Genomic DNA, 18,637 nt, shown 5'->3' with positions numbered 1-18,637 from the left:
TCTCGCTTAGGCGCTGAGCCGCTTGCGGCCGCGGTTGCGGCGAGCTGCGACGACGCCACGACCACCCTTGGTGGCCATGCGGGCACGAAAGCCGTGCCGACGTTTGCGGACGAGTTTGGACGGTTGGTAGGTACGCTTCATTTGTTTTAATACCGCGGGGTGCGGCCCTTCTTGATTCTGTCACTCTGTAACAGGAGCTTTGCCGGGCCGGCTTTGGCGCGATCGAAACCGCGCCGGGACGAATGGCCCGAGCGTGAGCGGGCTTATAGAAAGAAGGGTTTTGGAAGTCAATCCAGGTCGCCGCGCCAAGGACGCGAGCTTTATGACGGCGATTTAATGTTCCGACCAAAGGATAAAATTGGCAAAAATGCCTTAATCGCCTAATCTTGGCCGATCAAGTGATTGTGAAGACAGGGTTACATGAGCGAAGCCACGCAAGCGGGAGAAGGGACCGGAACAGCGCCAGCCGCCGTCCGCACGGTTCCTTTGTCGCGCGGCCTGTCGACGAAACTGCTGCTTTTGACCATCGTTTTCGTGCTGCTGGCCGAAGTGCTCATCTTCCTGCCCTGGATCGCCAGCTACCGGCTGAACTGGCTCAAGGAGCGGCTGAGCACGGCCGCGGCCGTCTCGATCGTGCTGGTGCAGGGCGAGTCGACCTCGCTGTCGCGTACGGCCCAGAACGACGTGCTGATGGCGATCGGCGCCAAGGCGATCGCGGTGCGCGATGGCGGCGTCTCGCGGCTCCTGGTGGTGGCCGACATGCCGCCGCAGGTGGACGAGCACATCGACCTCGCCAGCGTCGGCATGGTCAAGGGTATGACCGGCGCGCTGGACACGCTGTTCTTCGGCGGCGACCGAATGCTTCGCGTTTTCGGACCGGTCGGCGACAGCGACAAGGAATTCGAGCTGATCATGCCGGACTACAGCCTGCGCCACGCGATGCTGAGATATTCGCGCAATGTCGCCTTCGTCTCGCTGCTGATCTCGCTGTTCACGGCCATGCTGGTCTACGCCGCCATCGACCTGATCATGATCGGGCCGATCCGCACCATGACGCGCTCGATGCTGTCCTTCTCCGAGGCTCCGGACGATCCCGGGCGCATCATCCGCCCCGCCGCCCGCGCCGATGAGATCGGCGTTGCCGAACGCGAACTGTCGCAGATGCAGGAGCGGCTGCAAAAGATGCTCTCCGAGCAGAAGCACCTTGCCGATCTCGGCCTTGCCGTGTCGAAGATCAACCATGACATGCGCAACATCCTGGCTTCGGCGCAGCTGATGTCGGATCGCCTGCGCCAGGTCAGGGACCCGACCGTGCAGGCCTTCGCGCCGAAGCTTTTGCGCGCGCTCGACCGTGCCGTCTCCTATTCCGAAGGCGTTCTGGCCTATGGCCGCACGCAGGAGCCGCCGCCTTCGCGGCGCAGGGTGCGGCTGTACCAGCTGGTCGAGGACGTGCACGGCCTGCTCGACATCGGACAGGGCATCGAGTTCATCAACGCCGTCGAGACGGCGTTCGAGGTGGATGCCGATTCCGACCAGTTGTTCCGGGTGCTCACCAATCTTTGCCGCAACTCGGTGCAGGCGATGGCGGCGGACACCGAGAGCGCGGTGGTGCGCCGGCTGGCGGTCTCGGCCGAACGGATGGGCAGCGTCAGCCGCATCGTCGTCACCGACACCGGCCCCGGCCTGCCGGCTAAGGCGCGCGAGAACCTGTTCGCGGCGTTCCGCGGCTCGGCGCGCAGCGGCGGCACCGGGCTCGGCCTGGCCATCGCGCACGAACTGATCCGTGCGCATGGCGGCACGGTGGAACTGGTGGAGTCGATCGGCGGACGCACGACATTCTCGGTCACCATCCCCGACCAGCCGGTGCGGCTCGACCAGGCCCGCGGCAGCCTGCGCCGCCCGGCCTGAGGTCTCCGCACTGCTTCCTCGGGGGGCGCTTGCCTTTCGGCCTTTCCCTGATCTTCCCCGAGACTTTCCGTCCAGCCTGGAATCGCGCCGGCTTCGCGGCTGCCTCGAGCGTCTGGATCCGAGCCGCCATCGCCAGATGACATGCCTGCGACAAAACTTTTGCCGGATCGACTTGCTTTTCGTAAATTCAGTCGCTAGGGAACTGCACACATTCGCGGCCGGTCCTCAGGATCGGATCGCTGGGTCGTTGAAAACACGGCCTGATGCGCGCCCGTAGCTCAGCTGGATAGAGCACCAGACTACGAATCTGGGGGTCAGGAGTTCGAATCTCTTCGGGCGCGCCATTCCAAACAGCTGAATTCATTCAGTCGACTATCAGGTGTGCGGTTACCGGCTTGATTTCAGATTCAGCCGGTTTTGAACCGACGGCGGTTTCGCTGTCCAAAAAAAAACGGCATGGCCGAGGCGATCTGTGACTTACGGTTAGCCCCCGTCAGCTCACCTCGATGACGGTCATCAGTCCGCCGCCGCCCTTGTCCTCGACATTGTTGTTCGTCGTGTGGTGCGGGATATGGCAATGGATCAGCCACTTGCCGGGGCGCTGTGCCTTCCAGACCACGTCATAGCGCTGGCCGGGCCCGACATTGATGGTATCGGCAAGGAAGCGTGCGGCGGGAGGGATAGTCTCGCCGTCCCGGGCGACCACCTCGAACGGTCCACCATGGATGTGCATGGGGTGGATGAAGCCGTTGTTGGTGCCGATGAAACGCACCTTGAGCGTCTCGCCGACCTTCATGCGGACCGTGTCGGTCGCAGGGTACGCCTTGCCGTTGATGGTGAAGAAATTGGGCATGCCGCCATCCATCGGCATCGACGGATAGGTCAGCCCCTCCCGCACCAGCCACTCTTGGAGCTCGATGACATAGTCGTGGTCCGCCGCCACTTCGTCGCCGGGGTTGGCGGGATCGATGATCAGCGCGCCATAGAGGCCGAGCGCCTGGGTCCGGTCTGGCTTGGCATGCGGATGGTAGAAGTAGGTGCCATGCTGGGTGGCCGTGAACTCGTAGGAATAGCTCTGTCCGGGCTCGATCGGCTTTTGCGTGATCTCGGCCGGCCCGTCCATCTGGTTAGGCAGGATCAGCCCGTGCCAATGCACCGTGGTTTCCTCCGGCAGGCCGTTGGTGACGTTGATGCGGACGCGGTCACCCTGGCGAAGATGGATGCGCGGCCCCGGGATCTGACCGTTATAGGCATAGGCGTCGACCGCGACGTCCGGCAGGATCTGCCAGCGCACCACCGAGGGCCTGAGTTCGAACACTTTGACGCCGTTTTCCATGCGGAACGGCAGATCCTGGTCGCCCCTGGCAGCCAAGCCGTAGGAAGCGGTGACGAGCCGCGGCGAGGTCGCCGCCATATCGCGCATGGCGTCCGCCGGCGTGTCGCGATCCATGATCATGCCTTGCGGCATGATCACACCGCCGACATCGCGGGCCGATAATGTCAGGTTCAGCCAGTTCGCCGGCGCGGCCATGCCAAGCGCCAACGCGATCGCCGACACCACGCCGAGCGCGGCAATTTGCGGAGTGGTGGCGTCCGAGCGCATGCCATGGCCGGCGCTGCCCTTGCCGGAAGCCGATTTGTGTCCCTTCTGGTGATGCTCGTGCCCGCCAGCCGCGCCCTGATCCGGGCGCTCGGTCATCAGGCCATGCTTCAGGCCGCGCGCGACCAGCCAGACATTGGCGGGATAGGCAAGCGCGAAGCCGGCGATGACGCCGATCGACATCACGCCCCAAAACAGCAGCTCCGTTGGCTCCATGGCGCGCATGTCACGGCCCATCATGAGGAAGCTCATGACCGGAGCCATGCCGGCCATCATGAAATTCATCGAGATGAATTCCGGCAGGAAGCTCTTCCTCACATTCTCCCAATAGCTGCCGCCCATCATCGACTTCATGAACAGCGACTGGAAGATGAACAGGCCGAAGGCAAAGCCGGCGAGATATTCGACGATGAGATCGAGCCACATCGGCAGGCCGAGTGCCGCCGTGATGACAGCGGCCAGGATGATGCCCGTGGCATCGCCGGCGACACAATGGATGGTCGAGCCGACACCCTGCTTCCAAAGCGTGCGGGTGAAGGCCTCGTGCTCGCCGGGTCGCGGCTCCTTGTCGGCAAGCACATAAAGCAGCAGGCCGAGCGGACCCATATAGAGCGTCACCAGGATGAAGCCCCATTTCATCACCACCGGCTCGGGATTGTTGCGGTACTGGTCGAAGCCGACATAGAGGGTCGAAGCCAGGGCGAGCGTGAACCAGGCGACAAGAAAATAGTCGATCGGTTGGATGAGCATGGTCGGGCTTCTCGCACTGGTCGATGAAACGGCTGGTTGTACCAGCCATTGGGGTGAACGCGGCCGAAGCCATTGCGATCCATCGGCTGGAAATTCCAGCGCCGAAGCGTCGATCGCGCTTGACCTTCCCGCCACTGGAAGGTTTAGCGTCGGCAAGATCGTATGGTGAGGCCCTTTCCCTCGACATAGAGGAGCGAAAATGCATCGACGCGGTTTTCTGGCGGCAGGCCTGGCAACGGTCCTGGCGAGCCCGCGCGCGCTGGCGCAGATGAAAATGGACGACATGTCCACCATGCCCGGCATGGAGATGAGCGGCCACAAGATGGACGCGGTGACGCAAGGCGCCACCATGCTGCCGGAGGGCGAAGCGTTGCGTGCGCTGCCGCTGCTTGCAAACGAGGCGGCCCGGCCCAGCGTGTTCAAGGCGAAGCTGACGGCGGAGGCCACTATTGCGCGCTTCGCCGAGGGGCTGGAAACGCCCATCCTCGCTTATAACGGGATGAGCCCGGGGCCGCTGATCGAGGCTTTCGAGGGCGACCGGGTCGAGGTCAGCTTCGCCAACCGAATCAACAGCGAGGCAAGCACCGTCCACTGGCACGGCATGCCCGTGCCGGCCGACCAGGACGGCAATCCTATGGACCCGGTGGCCGCGGGCGCCGATCGCGTCTACGCCTTCGACCTGCCGGAAGGCAGCGCCGGCTCCTACTGGTATCACCCCCATCCGCACGGCAGGACGGCCGAACAGGTCTACCGCGGCCTGGCCGGCGCCTTCGTGGTCAAATCGAAAGCCGACCCTGTTCCGGCCGAATATGGCGACACGGTGCTGATGTTGACCGATCTGCGGCTGGCCGCCGACGGCTCGATACCCGGCAACACCATGACCGACCTGATGAACGGCCGCGTCGGCGACCAGGTGCTGGTCAATGGCCAGAGGAACCCGAGGCTTGCCGTTGCAAAGGGCGACAGGCGGCGCCTGCGCCTCTACAACGCCACCAATGCGCGCTTCCTGAAGCTCGCCTTCGAAGGCGCGGCGATGACAATCGTGGGAACGGATGGCGGGCTCATCGAGGCGCCGGTGGCGGTGGACGAGATCCTGCTCAGCCCGGGCGAGCGGATCGAGCTGGTCGTCGCCTTCGACAGGCCTGGTCCCGCTACCCTGGGCACGTTGGACTATGATCGCGGCTGGATGGGCGCGGGCCGCCCGGCCGATGCTGGTCTGATGCTGCTGACGGTCGATGTCTCGGAAATGCCGGGAGCAGCGATGCCGCCGCTGCCCGCGCGATTGCGGCCGATCGCTCCGCTTTCCGCCCCTGCTGTCAGCCGGCGTCTCGTCTTCACCGAAATCATGGCGATGAACGCGACCGGCATGGAGATGGGCTTCCTGATCAACGGCAAGACCTTCGACATGGCGCGCATCGATATCGTCGCAAAAGCCGGCGAGACGGAGCTGTGGGAAATCGTCAATCAGGCCGACATGGACCATCCGTTCCATGTCCACGGCACGCAGTTCCAGGTGATCGAGCATGAGCGCGACGGCAAGGTCTCCAAGCCACCCTTCGTTGCGTGGAAAGACACCGTCAACGTGGCGCGTGGCGAGACGGTGCGGCTTCTGTTGCGCCAGGAGCAGCCCGGCCGGCGCATGTATCACTGCCACATCCTCGAGCACGAGCAACTCGGCATGATGGGCGTGCTCGACGTGCGGGCATGAAGACCCGCATACCGGCCGGAGCCGCGACGCTGGCGCTTGCCGGCTGGATGGTTCTCTGCTCATCCATGGCGCCGGCCTCGAGCGATGCGACCGTGGCCGCCCGCCAGGCCTCCATGAAGGCGATGGCGGGGGCGGCAAGAACCATCGCCGAGATGTTCGACGGCAAGCGCGAGTATAATGCCGGCGGGTTCAAGGCGGCGGCCGATGCGCTCAGCGCCCACACCAGCCCTGCCCTGTTCGCCGAATTCCCGGCCGGCACGCTGGGCGCGCCGTCTGGCGCCAGGGTGGAGATCGACCAGGCGAGGCCGGAATTCGAAGCGCTCGCCCGCCACATCGGCAAGCTCGCCTCGGCACTCGCCGCCAAGGCCGACAAAGCCCCGGCCGAAATCAGTGATGACATGCGGATGGGAGCGGGTCTGCCGATGGATGGCGGCAGCCTGCTCGGCAAGCGGCCAGACACCGCGCAGGCCGATCCGGCCAAGCTGCCGGCGGAACATTTGCTGCATCTCATCCTGCAGGATTGTTCGGGTTGTCATTCGAAATTCCGGCAGAAGAAATGAGAGTTGGCTCGATCCTCACCGCTCGGGGCGCCAAATCTTTTTCCATGGACTATATGGTTCGGCGATCGCGGCCACTGCTGTCCAGCTGTGCGCGACGGAAACCAGCGGAGCTGATTGAGCCATGACGTCCGCCAGCATCAAGCGCGCTTTAATCACCGGCGCCGGAGCCGCCGACGGCATCGGCTTTGCCATCGCCCGGCAGCTCGGCCATGCGGGACATGCCGTGTTCTTGACCGGCGCCAGTGCACGCGTGCTCGATCGCGCGGCGGAGCTCCGCACCGAGGGCATCGATGCCAATGCGGCGGTCGCCGACCTCACCAGCGCAGCGGAGGTCGAGCGACTGCGGGCAACCGCCGGCGCGGTCGACATCCTGGTCAACAATGCCGGCATGGGCTCATTGGCATCGCCGTCGATCGACAAAGCGTTTCTCGCCATGACCGAAGCGGACTGGGACCGAGGCCTCGACATCAGCCTGAAGACCGCCTTCCTGGTCACCCGCGCATTTCTGCCGGCGATGATCGAGGCGGGCTACGGGCGCATCGTCAATGTGGCGTCGGTCACCGGGCCGGTGGTGTCGTTCGAGGGCACATCTGCCTATTCCGCCGCCAAGGCCGGCATGGTCGGCCTGATGCGCACGCTAGCGCTCGAAGTGGCGAAGAGCGGCGTGACCGTCAATGCCGTGGCTCCCGGCTGGATCGAAACCGGCGCGTCGAGCGAGATGGAGCGGATGGCGGCCCTGCAAACGCCGCCGGCGCGGGCCGGAAGGCCGGATGAGGTCGCCGCGGCGGTCGCGTTCCTGGCATCGGAAGGCGCCAGCTATGTCAACGGCGCCCTGCTGGTGGTCGACGGCGGCAACAGCCTGCAGGAGCGCAAGGGCTGAAGCCGTCCAACGCGTCGGGTGCGAGAATTCAGCCTTTGCCTGAGCTTTTGCCTGCCCCCGGCGCTTCCGGCCTGAGATAGACGGCCAAGCAGCAGCAACAGATCGCCAAGCCCGCGACTGGATATTTCAGGGCGACCAGCCCCGCCAGCGCGAATAGGCAGAGCGTCGCGAGCGACCGGATGCGCATGCGCTTGCGCACCGCGAGCGGAACCGCGTTCTCCGGCATCGGGTCGATGAGTTCGCGGATCAGAAGAATGTAGGTCAGGTTCACCAGGAAGAAGACGGCGGCATAGAAGGCGACCGGCTGCGGCGCCAGCTCGCTGACCGCCATCCACGCGGTCGCCAGCGGCAGCAGCGAAACCGAGAACAGATGCGCGAAATTGTACCACATCAGGCTGGCTGTCGCCTCCCTGGCGTGGCGTAACAGATGATGATGGTTCGCCCAGACGATGGCGATGAAGAGATAGCTGACGCTGTAGCTCAGCCATGTCGGCCAGAGCTCCAGAAGCGCCTTGAACCTCGGCAACTCCGGCGGGCGCAAGTCGAGGACCAGCACCGTGATGAGGACGGCGAACACGCCATCCGAAAATGCGCTCAACCGATCGAGCCCTGTCGAGGGAAGCACTGGACCGTCCTCGTCGCAGTTCGTGAGACATATAGTAGTGCCGTCGATAGCAATATCCATGGCCGCTCGGACCATCTGACGCCGCCACCAGCGCCACTCAGGACGCCTTGGCCAGAAAACTCTGGTAGTCCGATTTCGCCTGCAGCAGGCGCAGCACATTGTCGCGCGAGCCCCTTACGTGGGCGCGGGCCAGCGTGCCGGCTCGGGCGGCATCGCCGGCGCAGATCGCCTCGACGATCTCGGCATGCTCGTCGCGGGCGATCTTCCATTCGTCGAGCCACAACAGCTCGGTCCAGACATAGTGCTGGCACTTGTCGAGGATGCCGCACAGCATGCCGTGCAGCATCGCATTGCCGCTGATTTCGGCGATGACGCGGTGCAGGTCGATGCCGACTTCGAGCTCTTGTTCCGTCCTGAACGTCGTCACAGGCTATTGACGATGCAATAAAATGCGGATTTTATGATACGTGGATACAAAAATACTTTCTAGGTGCTCCCATGCCAGCAGCCTTTTCGGCAGAGCCACAGATGCCCGCCACCGCGGAGGAAGAGGCGTACAGGCACGTTCAGAGAGCCCTTCGCCTCGGCCGCTACAAACCGGGCGACAGGCTTATTCCGGAGGAGATTGCCGCCGAGATCGGCATGAGTCGAATGCCGGTGCGGGAAGCCTTTCGGCGCCTGGCCTCCGACGGGCTGGTGGTTTTGCGGCCCAATCGGGGATGCGTGGTCGCAGGCCTGACGGTCGATGAGCTTTACGAGATTTTCGAAATTCGGTCGGTTCTGGAGGGACTGGCCGTAAGGCTGGCGATGCCCCGGATCGATGAGGAGGAGTTCGAGGAACTCGAGCGCCTGCTCGAGCGCATGGAACGCGCGGGCCAGAGCGGAAGCAGCGACTGGGTGGTCCGCCACCAGGAATTCCATGGCCGTATCTGTGCGCTAAGCCGGAGGCCCAAGCTTATCCACCAGATAGCGGCGCTGCATGTGGTGATAGAGCCCTACATGCGCATCTGGTTCGACGACTGTGACAAGCCGCATTCTGCGCGCGAGGAGCATGCCGCCGTGATCGCGGCCTTGCGTTCAGGCGACGAACTTCAAGCGGAAAAGGTGATGCAGGATCACATTCTCAGCACAGCACCGATGCTGGCCGAGTTCGTGAGTCCGAGCCGGTGACGAACGCCGGCCGGACAGGAATGGCCTCGAACCGGCAATGCGGCCGGACGTAGGAACAGCTCGATCAGCCTATCAAAAAAGGGGAACCACATGAAAGTTTGTCGTTTGGCCGCAGTTGCGGCCGCACTCAGCATGTTCGGCTTCATGCACACCGCATTGGCCGAGGACGCGCCCAAGGCCATAACCATCGCCACGGAGGGTGCCTACGCTCCGTGGAACTTCACCAACGCGGACGGCAAGCTCGACGGACTGGAGATCGAACTCGCCAACAATCTTTGCGAGCGGATGAAGGTCAAATGCACCATCATCGCTCAGGACTGGGACGGACTTATTCCTTCGCTGAAGGTCGGCAAGTTCGATGTGATCATGGCCAGCATGTTCATCACGCCGAAACGCCTCGAGACCATCGACTTCACCCAGCCTTATGCGATCGACCCGGGCGGGTTCGCAGCCGCCAAGGATAGCGATCTGGGGAAGCTCGGCGCTTCGACCGAGAAATTCAAACTGGACGACGAGGCTGCTTCCCAGGCCGCGGTCGACAAGTTGAAGCCCCTGCTGAAGGGCAAGGTGGTCGGTGTCCAGGCGGCCACCGCCATGCTCGAATTCGTCAAGAAATACTTCGGCGACACGGTGGAGATCCGCGAGTACAAGACGACCGAGCAGCACGATCTCGATCTGGCCGCGGGCCGCATCGATGCAATATTCGCTCAGAAGACAGCACTCGCCGCGACGCTCGCAAAACCCGAATTCTCGGGCTTCACGGTTGCAGGGCCGGGCTTTGTCGGCGGCTTGTTCGGCGCCGGAACGGGTGCGGGACTCAGGAAGGAAGACGCCAAGCTCAAGGAAATGCTGAACGACGCGATCAGCGCCGCCATTGCCGACGGGACCATCAAACGCATCTCGGAAAAATGGGTGAAAACGGACGTGACGCCGGTCAAGTAGCCACGTGTATTCTGTCCGGCCGGTTGGTATCAACCGATCGGCCGGATGCCGTGCTGAACGATCAGGTTTCACATGACGGACACACTCCATATCCTTTCCTTGGGCAAGGGCGGCTGGGGCGGAGCCTTGCTGCTGGCAGCCGGCGTGACATTTGCGCTGTCAGTCCTCGGCTTCCTGCTCGGCGCTCTCTTCGGCGCGATTGCAGCAGGAGGCCGGCTCTCCACGAGAGCTTTGCCGTCATGGGTCGCCAAGGGCTATGGCACGGTGTTCAGGGGTGTGCCCGATCTGTTGACGATCTACCTGCTCTACTACGGCGGCAGCATAGCATTGACTGAGATCGGCAAATTCTTCGGCAGCGCAGGCTTCGTCGGGCTGCCGACATTTGCGACCGGCGTCCTGGCGATCGGTATCATTTCGGGCGCCTATCAAGCCGAGGTCTATCGCGGAGCATATCTCGCCGTCGATCTCGGCCAGTTTGAGGCTAGCAAGGCGCTCGGCCTGTCCCGGTTCCAATCGCTGCGTCTCGTCATCGTGCCTCAACTGATGCGGCACGCCCTGCCGGGTCTCGGAAATGTCTGGCAGCTCGTGCTCAAGGATTCGGCCTTGATCTCCGTGATCGGCTTGGTGGAATTGATGCGGCAATCTCAGATCGGCGCGGGATCGATGCGGGAGCCCTTCGTCTTCTACGTAGCAGCCGCGACGCTGTATTTCCTCATCGCTGCCGTGACCGGATCGGTCTTCCGCTACGGCGAGGCACGGGCGTGGCGAGGCATGGTCCACGCATGATCGACTTGACCTTCTTTGTAGAGATCATTCCCACCCTTCTCTCCGGCTTGCCGTTGACCTTGCAACTTGCGGGGTTGTCGATCGGAATAGGCTTTGCCTTGGCTCTGTTGCTCGCACTGGCGCAGCAGGGAAACCATCGGATGCTGGTCTGGCCCATACGCTCCTTCGTTGCCGTCTTTCGCGGCACGCCATTGCTCGTCCAGATATTCCTCATCTATTACGGCCTCGGCCAGTTCCGCCCCACACTTCAGGCAGTTGGGCTCTGGTGGCTGTTTCGCGAGCCCTATTGGTGCGCCATCATAGCGCTCAGTCTCAATACCGCCGCCTATGGCAGCGAAATCCTACGGGGTGCGATACAGGGTGTGCCGCGCGGCCTTGTCGAGGCGGCCTCTGCCTTCGGCATGACACGGCTCCAGACCCTGCGCCTCGTCGTTCTGCCTTTGGCGCTGCGCCAAGCCATACCGAGCTACAGCAACGAGATCATCCTCATGGTGAAGGGTACGTCGCTTGCATCGATCGTCACCCTGATGGAAGTAACCGGCATCGCCCAGGGGCTTATTTCTCAGACTTATCGCGCCATAGAGGTTTTCGTGGCCGCGGGCGCAATCTATCTCACCATCAATTTCACGATCATCTCTGCACTGAACGCGCTGGAAACCTGGCTCACGCCTTATCGGGTCCGACCCTGATACGCGTCTGGCGCAACGAGGAGAATTGGCGAAATGCGCAGTGTCGAGAAGCCGAAGCGATCCGTTGCGCTGTCGTGTTACGCCATGGCGGCAGCGTCGCATCCATCAGACCAGGGGATACAAAGAAAGAATGCGTGATTTCCAGTTTCCCGGCCGCTCGCCGGTTCGTGCCACCCAAGCGGTTGCCGCGACATCGCATCCGCTTGCGACCCTTGCCGCGATCGACATGCTGCGCGCCGGCGGCAATGCCATGGACGCCGCCGTCTGCGCCGCCGCCGTGCAGGGCGTGGTCGAGCCGCAGTCGACCGGCATTGGCGGCGATTGCTTTGTGCTCTACTGCCCGAAGGGGCAAGGCGACGTGCTGGCCTTCAACGGTTCGGGCCGTGCACCTGCGGGCGCCACCGTCGATTGGTATCTTGACAAGGGCTTCGACGAGCTTCCGAAGCAGGGACCACACGCGGTGACCGTGCCGGGCGCCGTCGATGCCTGGAGCCGGCTCCTGGAAGACCATGGCCGCAAAAGCCTGGCCGAGGCGCTGGCGCCGGCCATCCACTATGCCGAAAACGGCTATGTCGTGCATGATCGCGTCGCCTTCGACTGGGCCGAGCCGGAGATCGACCTGTCGGCCGACGAGCATGCCGCGCGCATCTTCCTGCCGGCCGGCAAGGCGCCGAAGGCCGGCGACATCCACCGCCAGCCGGAACTCGCCGCCACCTTGCGGACAATCGCCAAACAGGGCCGCGCCGGCTTCTACGAAGGCGCGGTCGCCGACGACATGGTGCGCCGGCTCAATGAACTGGGCGGGCTGCATTCGCACGAGGATTTCGCGGCGACCAGCGGCGACTATGTGGCGCCGGTCAGCACCGCCTATGGCGGCTACGATATCCACCAGATGCCGCCGAACAACCAGGGGCTGACGGCTCTGCTTATGCTGAACGTGCTGTCGGGCTTCAAGCTCGGCGGGCTCGATCCCAACGGCGCCGAGCGGCTGCATCTGGAAATCGAGGCCGGACGCCTGGCCTACCAGGATCGCGACCGCTACGTCAGCGACCAGGATTTTGTCCCAGTGCCCGTGAAACAACTTTTGTCCGGCGCCTATGCCGACCGGCTGCGCGCCGAGATCGACCGGGACCGCGCCATGACGCATCTGCCGCGCTTGGACCTGCCGGGCAGCGACACGGTCTACATCTCGATCGTCGACCGCGACCGCAACGCCGTCTCCTTCATCAACTCGACCTATTGTTCGTTCGGCAGCGGCGTCGTCGGTCCGAAGAGCGGGGTCGTGCTGCAGAACCGTGGCTCGAGCTTCCGCCTCGACCCGGCGCATCCGAACGCCATCGCGCCCGGCAAGCGGCCGATGCACACGATCATGCCCGGCATGGCGACCAGGAACGGCCGCGTGGTGATGCCGTTCGGCGTCATGGGCGGCGGCTACCAGCCATTCGGGCATGTGCATCTTTTGACCAACATGATCGATTTCGGCATGGACCCGCAGCAGGCGCTCGACGCGCCAAGGGTGTTCTATAATGACGGCATGGTGGAGGCTGAACGCAACGTTCCGGCCGAGGCGCTCGAAGGTTTGCGCCGGCGCGGCCATCGCTTAGCCGAGCCGCAGCATCCGCTTGGCGGCGGACAGGCGGTGCTGATTGACTGGGAGAAAGGCACGCTCACCGGCGCCTCCGATCCGCGTAAGGATGGGATGGCGCTTGGATATTGAGGTGGAGAATCACATTCCAAGAGTTGGCGCTGCCCCCCACCTGCCTGCCGGCATCCTCTCCCGTATAGTGACGGGGAGAGGGGCGCTGTTGTCGATGGTTTCGCCAATCGCCAAGGTTGAAAAGAAAGACCGGCGTTGCGGCCAGCCCTTTCTCCCCGTCGCGGCGCCACCGTCTGTTGGGCTTCCATCACCAGTCGTTTGAAACATAGTTGGTGACCATGAGCACGAATTCAAAAGACCTTTCCCGCCGCCTCGTCGCCGGCACCGATGATGCTCCGGCAATCCTGGCGCCGGACAGGGCTACACTCACCCATGGCGAGCTGCGCAGCCTGATCAAGGCCACGGCCGAGCGGCTGCATGCGCTCGGCATCGGGCGCGGCGACAGGGTGGCGATCGTGCTGCCGAATGGGCCGGAGATGGCCACCGCCTTCGTCGCCGTGGCCGCCACCGCCTCGACGGCGCCGCTCAATCCCGCCTATCGCGCGGACGAGCTCGATTTTTATCTCACCGACATCGGCGCCAGGGCGATCCTTGTTGCGGAGAACGAAACCGGCCCGGCGGTTGCGGTGGCCGAGCGGCTCGGCATCGGCGTGCTCAGGCTTGTCGTTTCGCCGGCTGCCGGCAGTTTCACCATCGAGGGCCCGGCTATCGGTCCGCAGGTGACGCCCGACATGGCGGGGGATGGCGACATCGCGCTTCTGCTGCACACGTCGGGCACGACATCGCGTCCAAAGCTGGTGCCGCTCAGCCATGCCAACATCGCCGCCTCGGCAGCCCATATCGGGGCGACGCTTGGCCTGACGGCCGATGACCGCTGCCTCAACATCATGCCGCTGTTCCACATCCATGGGCTGATCGCGGCCGTGCTGTCGTCGCTGGCATCGGGCGGCAGCATCTACTGCACGCCGGGCTTCAATGCACTGCGCTTCTTCCAGTGGCTGGGCGAGGCGCGGCCAAGCTGGTACACGGCGGTGCCGACCATGCACCAGGCGATCCTGGCCCGGGCGGCGCGCAACACCGAGGCGCTGGCGGGCGCGCGCCTGCGCTTCATCCGCTCGTCCTCGGCATCGCTGCCGGCGCAAGTGATGGCCGAACTGGAAGCGACCTTCGGCTGTCCGGTGATCGAATCCTACGGGATGACCGAAGCCGCGCACCAGATGGCGTCGAACCGCCTGCCGCCGGGCCTGCGCAAGCCGGGCAGCGTCGGCGCCGGCGCCGGTCCGGAAGTGGCGGTGATGGCGCCAGACGGCCGGCTGCTCGAGGCCGGCGAGACCGGCGAGATCGTCATTCGCGGACCCAATGTGACGGCGGGCTATGAGAAGAACCCAGACGCCAATGCCACGGCCTTCGCGCATGGCTGGTTTCACACCGGCGACCAGGGCGTGCTCGATGGAGACGGTTATCTCCGGGTCACCGGCCGGCTTAAGGAAATCATCAACCGCGGCGGCGAGAAAATCTCGCCGCTCGAGGTCGACGACGTGCTGATGGATCATCCGGCGGTGGCGCAGGTGGTCACCTTCGCCATGCCGCATGACAAGCTTGGCGAGGAGGTGGCCGCGGCCGTGGTGCTGCGCGAAGGCATGGGCGCCACCGAAAACGATATCCGCACCTATGCCGCGACACGGCTCGCCGACTTCAAGGTGCCGCGCAAGGTCGTGATCCTGGACGAGATCCCCAAGGGCGCGACCGGCAAGCTGCAGCGCATCGGCCTCGCCGCCAAGCTCGGGCTTTGACGATGAAGATCACCATCTTCGGCGCCGGCGCGATCGGCGGCTATCTCGCCGCCAAGCTGGCGATCGCCGGCCGCACCGATCTGTCGATCGTCGCGCGCGGCGCCCATCTCGAAGCGATCAAGGCAGATGGCCTGCGCCTGATCGAGGATGGCCAAGAAACGCTAGCGCCTGTCCGGGCCGCCGCCAAGGCCGAGGAGCTCGGCGTGCAGGATACTGTGGTGCTGGCCTTGAAGGCCCATTCGCTGACCCCTGCCCTGGACCAGATCGCGCCGCTGCTTGGGCCGAAAACATCGGTCGTCACCATGCAGAACGGCGTGCCGTGGTGGTACTTCCATGGGGTGAGGGGGCCGCTCGAGGGCACCAGGCTGAACGCGGTCGATCCCGGCGGTGCGATCTGGCAGCGGATTGGGCCGCAGCGCGTCATCGGCGCGGTCGTCTATCCTGCCGTCGAGGTCGACGCGCCCGGTCTCATCCGCCATGTCGAGGGCAAGCGCTTCTCGCTCGGCGAGCCCTCCGGCGAGCGCAGCGAACGAGTGACGCTGCTGGCCGAGGAAATGGTCAAGGCCGGGCTGCAGGCGCCGGTGCGCGACGACATCCGCGGCGAAATCTGGGTGAAGCTGTGGGGCAACCTCTCCTTCAACCCGATCTCGGCGCTGACCGGCAGCACGCTGGCCGCGATCGTCGCCGACGAGGGCACCCGCGCGCTTGCCCGCACCATGATGCTGGAGGCGCAGGCGATCGGCGAAAGCCTCGGCGTGCGCTTTCCGATCGGGGTCGACCGCCGCATCAAGGGTGCGGGCGATGTCGGCGACCACAAGACGTCGATGCTGCAGGATCTGGAGCGCGGCCGCCCGATGGAGATCGACGCGCTGGTAAGCGCGGTGCAGGAGCTTGGCCGGCTAACGGACAAGCCGACACCGACCGTCGACGCGGTGCTGGCGCTGGTGCGGCGGCTGGCGTTGGAGCGCGGGTGTTATGGGTGACGGCTTTTGCGAGTTGAGCATTGGCGCGACGGGTCTGACGATGATGCACGGTGGCCGCTTCGGTGATGGCATCAGCCGCCACGTCTTGAACTCAAAACCGACCTCCACTGTTGAGACTGTGAGCAGCGATCAAAGCTAGTGATGAGACAGCTGGCCAGGGGATAGATCGAGCCGCAACCTATGGTGGCGGCGTCGGTGTCGGAGTTGGTGTCAGCGTTGGCGTTGGCGTTGGCGTCGGTGTCGGAGTTGGCGTCGGTGTCGGAGTTGGAGTTGGAGTTGGTGTCGGCGTTGGTGTCGGTGTTGGCGTCGGCGTTGGTGTTGGTGTCGGTGTTGATGTCGGAGCTGGAGTTGGAGTCAGGCTTGGAGGCGTCGTTCCATGGGAACGTGACAAAGCAGTCGCCGCCGCCAAATGGTGCGGCAAAATATGTGACTTAGCTAGCGTGGGCCGGGCATAGGTGCGTTTCACGTGGCGTCCCCAAATATCGGCGGTGATGATAGCACCGCCCCATCCTATCGCAATGTACCATTAATTCTCAGTCCATCCTGTCCGTCGACTTCCCATTTGGGCAGGTTGATGCGTCGAAACGAACCAGGATCGAAGGTCCGCTATTAACAATGACAGTTCCCAGCCCTCGAAAGAGGCTTTCATCTAATGCTGCATATTTCTCCCGTTCCACCGTGCCGATGGCGATGTGAGTGATACCGTATTTTGTCAAGATTCTGCAGGCATTGGCGGGCGTTTTCGACGAGTAGAAGCTTGCAACGTCCTCGGCTCGAATGACCGTCGCACCATAGTCGCCGCGCCAGAGCCATTCGTGATTTTGCCAACCCATAACAGTGGGCACACCACTCATAGCCGAGAGCCTGCCAGCGTCGGTGTAGCTATCGCCCGAAGCTTCAACAAGCAGGATCCGCTGACCGGCTCCCTGAGCTCTCAGCCAATCCAGCAATGGCCGATCGGCGGCACGATCTCGATATATGGAGCCAAGGCCGTCCAGTGTCAGCGCATTTGAGGCTAGAGCCTTGCCGATACCAGCATGGGTAGCCCAGAAGTAGGACAATGTCGCGAATAGCGGAATGGCCAGGACCGCTGCCGAGGCCCCCATCTTGAGGCCACCCCTGCTCAGCAGAAGTCCGATGAAAAGCACGCTTGCCAGCATCGCCACTGGTTGGGCGGCGAAGCTGAACTTGAACATGGTGTTTGCGCGAACATATTCGCCGCCATAAATGTCCTCGACGTAGACTAGCTCAGGCAAGGCGACCAGCAGCAACGCCAGGGCGGCCAACATTGCGGCACTTTTCCAAGCCGCATCATCACGCGCCCAAAGGAATAGCCCGATCAGAAGTACCAGGCAGGGGACGGCCACGTGGCCGTAGACGATCGCGAGTTGCCAAATCGGTGTATGTGCTTTGGCGAGCCTAAGGTTGGAGGCGAACGGCTTGAAGGCGGCGAGAAAGGGACTTGCCAATAGGCAAGCAATGGCAATCACCGCGACGCCTCGCAACACCAACCAGGTCAAACTTTTTGCGTCGATCTGGCTCGGCTGCAGCCATATGAACAAACCAGCGAGCCCCATCAGCATGCCATATGAGACCGCGTCCCAACTATTTGTCATGGCGCTGACCGCGAACAGGAAACCGAGAGCCAATATCTCGGCTGGACTGGCACCTGCAGAGGATCGGTCAGCGAGGCGTCGCCCGACAAGGCGAAAAAGTATCAAGAGAATAAGCAAGCCGGCAGGCAGGTTCAGCAAATGCGCATGCAGGTCGCCCACGGTAAAACCGTAGGCGGGCATTTCCGTAAACACCTTATCGGTCGTTGGAGGGTCGAAACCCACATAGCGCGTCGAATCGGGGAAGCGAAATTCCCTGCCTAGTGTCGTCGGGGAGAGCCCGCGGAGTGGACCATAAAGAACGCTGTGGAAGTTTCCCCCAAGGGTGACAAGCGCTGCTGCGGAAACAGCTAATGCCATGGAGATTGCCGGCTTGGCCGGCCGCAGCCCGTCCCGAACGATGCAAAACGCCATGATTGCAGTGAAGGCGAAAAGCACGCCGATCATGAGGTTGTAGCCGTGGTCGGATGGTACCCCGGAAAGTTTTGTCAGCCAGGCTGCCGCGACATGGCCGAAGTAGTAGTAATTGATCGGCTCGCCCGCCCACCATGGGTCGGGCGGAGGCATATAGTCGGCTCGCAATGCGGCGTTGACGAAGCCGAAGTCCATGAACTTTTCCAGGTTCCTGATATCGGGATTCTCTGCACGCAGCGTGACGCCGGCAAAATAAACAAGAAAGAAAACCATCTCCCATCGCAGGACGTCGCGTAGCCTTGGCATCGTCTTGCTCCCAAGGGAACAGAGAGCGGAAATTGCCGCCAAGGAAGCCAGGCCGACAACGACGCCGGAGCGCTCAAACGAGATCAGCTTGAAGGCGCTGAGGAGCCAGGCCATGTACGTGCAGATCAACCAACCGAGAATCTTGCCCGTGAAGTAGTGCGTTGCGGTCTCGCCGGGAAAAAGTCGCCCTGTAATCGGCACAGCGAGTAAACCGGTGACCAAAATGGCGAGCCACATTGCGACAAGGGATTCC

At 63.4% G+C, this 18,637-nt stretch carries 17 protein-coding genes and 1 tRNA gene; 13 read left to right on the top strand and 5 right to left on the bottom strand.

What is annotated here, in order from left to right:
* Positions 1–6: 6 nt before the first annotated feature.
* Positions 7–141: a 50S ribosomal protein L34 gene (gene rpmH, locus LB568_RS01045; RefSeq protein ID WP_008833937.1), complete on the bottom strand. Its 135-nt coding sequence runs from the start codon at positions 139–141 to the stop codon at positions 7–9.
* Positions 142–420: 279 nt separating this feature from the next.
* Here rpmH and LB568_RS01040 point away from each other — a divergent pair, with 279 nt between their 5' ends.
* The gene (locus LB568_RS01040) at positions 421–1,908 is read left to right on the top strand and encodes an ATP-binding protein (RefSeq protein ID WP_140575345.1); all 1,488 of its coding nucleotides are present in this window, start codon (positions 421–423) and stop codon (positions 1,906–1,908) included.
* 267 nt (positions 1,909–2,175) lie between these two features.
* Positions 2,176–2,252 (top strand) — tRNA-Arg (locus LB568_RS01035).
* A 149-nt stretch (positions 2,253–2,401) separates the two neighbouring features.
* Here LB568_RS01035 and LB568_RS01030 read toward each other — a convergent pair.
* A complete protein-coding gene (locus LB568_RS01030; RefSeq protein WP_224728788.1) occupies positions 2,402–4,258 on the bottom strand; it encodes a DUF4396 domain-containing protein in 1,857 nt (618 codons plus the stop codon).
* Between the two features lie 199 nt (positions 4,259–4,457).
* On the opposite strand from LB568_RS01030, the gene LB568_RS01025 reads away from it, so the two are divergent.
* From LB568_RS01025 to LB568_RS01015, 3 genes are all read left to right on the top strand, one after another.
* On the top strand, positions 4,458–5,966 hold the full coding sequence (locus LB568_RS01025; protein WP_224728787.1) for a multicopper oxidase family protein: 1,509 nt from the start codon (positions 4,458–4,460) through the stop codon (positions 5,964–5,966).
* A complete protein-coding gene (locus LB568_RS01020; protein ID WP_013891895.1) occupies positions 5,963–6,526 on the top strand; it encodes a cytochrome c in 564 nt (187 codons plus the stop codon). Before LB568_RS01025 ends, LB568_RS01020 begins: the two co-directional genes overlap by 4 nt.
* Positions 6,527–6,647: 121 nt before the next feature.
* Positions 6,648–7,406 (top strand): SDR family oxidoreductase, encoded by a 759-nt coding sequence (locus LB568_RS01015; RefSeq protein ID WP_224728786.1) that lies wholly within the window; start codon positions 6,648–6,650, stop codon positions 7,404–7,406.
* 28 nt (positions 7,407–7,434) lie between these two features.
* On the opposite strand, the gene LB568_RS01010 is transcribed toward LB568_RS01015, so the two are convergent.
* Both LB568_RS01010 and LB568_RS01005 read right to left on the bottom strand, forming a co-directional pair.
* Positions 7,435–8,004 carry a TMEM175 family protein gene (locus tag LB568_RS01010; RefSeq protein WP_263496809.1) on the bottom strand — a complete coding sequence of 190 codons (570 nt, stop codon included), beginning with the start codon at positions 8,002–8,004 and terminating at the stop codon, positions 7,435–7,437.
* 124 nt (positions 8,005–8,128) lie between these two features.
* Positions 8,129–8,458, bottom strand: coding sequence for a FadR/GntR family transcriptional regulator (locus tag LB568_RS01005; RefSeq protein WP_224728784.1), 330 nt, complete (start codon positions 8,456–8,458; stop codon positions 8,129–8,131).
* Positions 8,459–8,559: 101 nt separating this feature from the next.
* Between LB568_RS01005 and LB568_RS01000 the strand changes: the two genes are divergently transcribed.
* The 8 genes from LB568_RS01000 (at position 8,560) to LB568_RS00965 (ending at position 16,486) form a co-directional block, all read left to right on the top strand.
* Positions 8,560–9,201: a GntR family transcriptional regulator gene (locus tag LB568_RS01000; protein ID WP_224728783.1), complete on the top strand. Its 642-nt coding sequence runs from the start codon at positions 8,560–8,562 to the stop codon at positions 9,199–9,201.
* 90 nt (positions 9,202–9,291) lie between these two features.
* The gene (locus LB568_RS00995; protein ID WP_013891900.1) at positions 9,292–10,143 is read left to right on the top strand and encodes a transporter substrate-binding domain-containing protein; all 852 of its coding nucleotides are present in this window, start codon (positions 9,292–9,294) and stop codon (positions 10,141–10,143) included.
* A gap of 72 nt (positions 10,144–10,215) precedes the next feature.
* Entirely contained in the window at positions 10,216–10,929 is a 714-nt protein-coding gene (locus LB568_RS00990; protein ID WP_140575365.1) for an ABC transporter permease, read from the top strand.
* The gene (locus LB568_RS00985) at positions 10,926–11,618 is read left to right on the top strand and encodes an ABC transporter permease (RefSeq protein ID WP_224728782.1); all 693 of its coding nucleotides are present in this window, start codon (positions 10,926–10,928) and stop codon (positions 11,616–11,618) included. Before LB568_RS00990 ends, LB568_RS00985 begins: the two co-directional genes overlap by 4 nt.
* A gap of 130 nt (positions 11,619–11,748) precedes the next feature.
* Complete coding sequence (gene ggt / locus LB568_RS00980) at positions 11,749–13,335, top strand: gamma-glutamyltransferase (protein ID WP_224728781.1); 1,587 nt, start codon at positions 11,749–11,751, stop codon at positions 13,333–13,335.
* A gap of 218 nt (positions 13,336–13,553) precedes the next feature.
* Positions 13,554–15,068, top strand: a complete 1,515-nt coding sequence (locus LB568_RS00975) for an acyl--CoA ligase (RefSeq protein WP_224728780.1) — start codon at positions 13,554–13,556, stop codon at positions 15,066–15,068.
* A 2-nt stretch (positions 15,069–15,070) separates the two neighbouring features.
* Positions 15,071–16,051, top strand: a complete 981-nt coding sequence (locus LB568_RS00970; protein WP_224728779.1) for a 2-dehydropantoate 2-reductase — start codon at positions 15,071–15,073, stop codon at positions 16,049–16,051.
* Positions 16,052–16,231: 180 nt separating this feature from the next.
* Positions 16,232–16,486, top strand: coding sequence for a hypothetical protein (locus tag LB568_RS00965; protein WP_224728778.1), 255 nt, complete (start codon positions 16,232–16,234; stop codon positions 16,484–16,486).
* 98 nt (positions 16,487–16,584) lie between these two features.
* On the opposite strand, the gene LB568_RS00960 is transcribed toward LB568_RS00965, so the two are convergent.
* Positions 16,585–18,621 carry a DUF2298 domain-containing protein gene (locus LB568_RS00960; RefSeq protein ID WP_224728777.1) on the bottom strand — a complete coding sequence of 679 codons (2,037 nt, stop codon included), beginning with the start codon at positions 18,619–18,621 and terminating at the stop codon, positions 16,585–16,587.
* Between the last annotated feature and the right edge of the window lie 16 nt (positions 18,622–18,637).

This window comes from Mesorhizobium sp. B263B2A (genome assembly GCF_020165775.1).
GTDB lineage: Bacteria > Pseudomonadota > Alphaproteobacteria > Rhizobiales > Rhizobiaceae > Mesorhizobium > Mesorhizobium opportunistum.
This window is presented reverse-complemented; position numbering and strand designations above follow the sequence as displayed.

Bases quoted from the DNA above. Each gene is read 5' to 3' on its own strand.
- rpmH (WP_008833937.1), bottom strand. From the start codon at position 141: ATGAAGCGTACCTACCAACCGTCCAAACTCGTCCGCAAACGTCGGCAC.
- LB568_RS01040 (WP_140575345.1), top strand. From the start codon at position 421: ATGAGCGAAGCCACGCAAGCGGGAGAAGGGACCGGAACAGCGCCAGCC.
- LB568_RS01030 (WP_224728788.1), bottom strand. From the start codon at position 4,258: ATGCTCATCCAACCGATCGACTATTTTCTTGTCGCCTGGTTCACGCTC.
- LB568_RS01025 (WP_224728787.1), top strand. From the start codon at position 4,458: ATGCATCGACGCGGTTTTCTGGCGGCAGGCCTGGCAACGGTCCTGGCG.
- LB568_RS01020 (WP_013891895.1), top strand. From the start codon at position 5,963: ATGAAGACCCGCATACCGGCCGGAGCCGCGACGCTGGCGCTTGCCGGC.
- LB568_RS01015 (WP_224728786.1), top strand. From the start codon at position 6,648: ATGACGTCCGCCAGCATCAAGCGCGCTTTAATCACCGGCGCCGGAGCC.
- LB568_RS01000 (WP_224728783.1), top strand. From the start codon at position 8,560: ATGCCCGCCACCGCGGAGGAAGAGGCGTACAGGCACGTTCAGAGAGCC.
- LB568_RS00995 (WP_013891900.1), top strand. From the start codon at position 9,292: ATGAAAGTTTGTCGTTTGGCCGCAGTTGCGGCCGCACTCAGCATGTTC.
- LB568_RS00990 (WP_140575365.1), top strand. From the start codon at position 10,216: ATGACGGACACACTCCATATCCTTTCCTTGGGCAAGGGCGGCTGGGGC.
- LB568_RS00985 (WP_224728782.1), top strand. From the start codon at position 10,926: ATGATCGACTTGACCTTCTTTGTAGAGATCATTCCCACCCTTCTCTCC.
- ggt (WP_224728781.1), top strand. From the start codon at position 11,749: ATGCGTGATTTCCAGTTTCCCGGCCGCTCGCCGGTTCGTGCCACCCAA.
- LB568_RS00975 (WP_224728780.1), top strand. From the start codon at position 13,554: ATGAGCACGAATTCAAAAGACCTTTCCCGCCGCCTCGTCGCCGGCACC.
- LB568_RS00970 (WP_224728779.1), top strand. From the start codon at position 15,071: ATGAAGATCACCATCTTCGGCGCCGGCGCGATCGGCGGCTATCTCGCC.
- LB568_RS00965 (WP_224728778.1), top strand. From the start codon at position 16,232: ATGGTGGCGGCGTCGGTGTCGGAGTTGGTGTCAGCGTTGGCGTTGGCG.
- LB568_RS00960 (WP_224728777.1), bottom strand. From the start codon at position 18,621: ATGTGGCTCGCCATTTTGGTCACCGGTTTACTCGCTGTGCCGATTACA.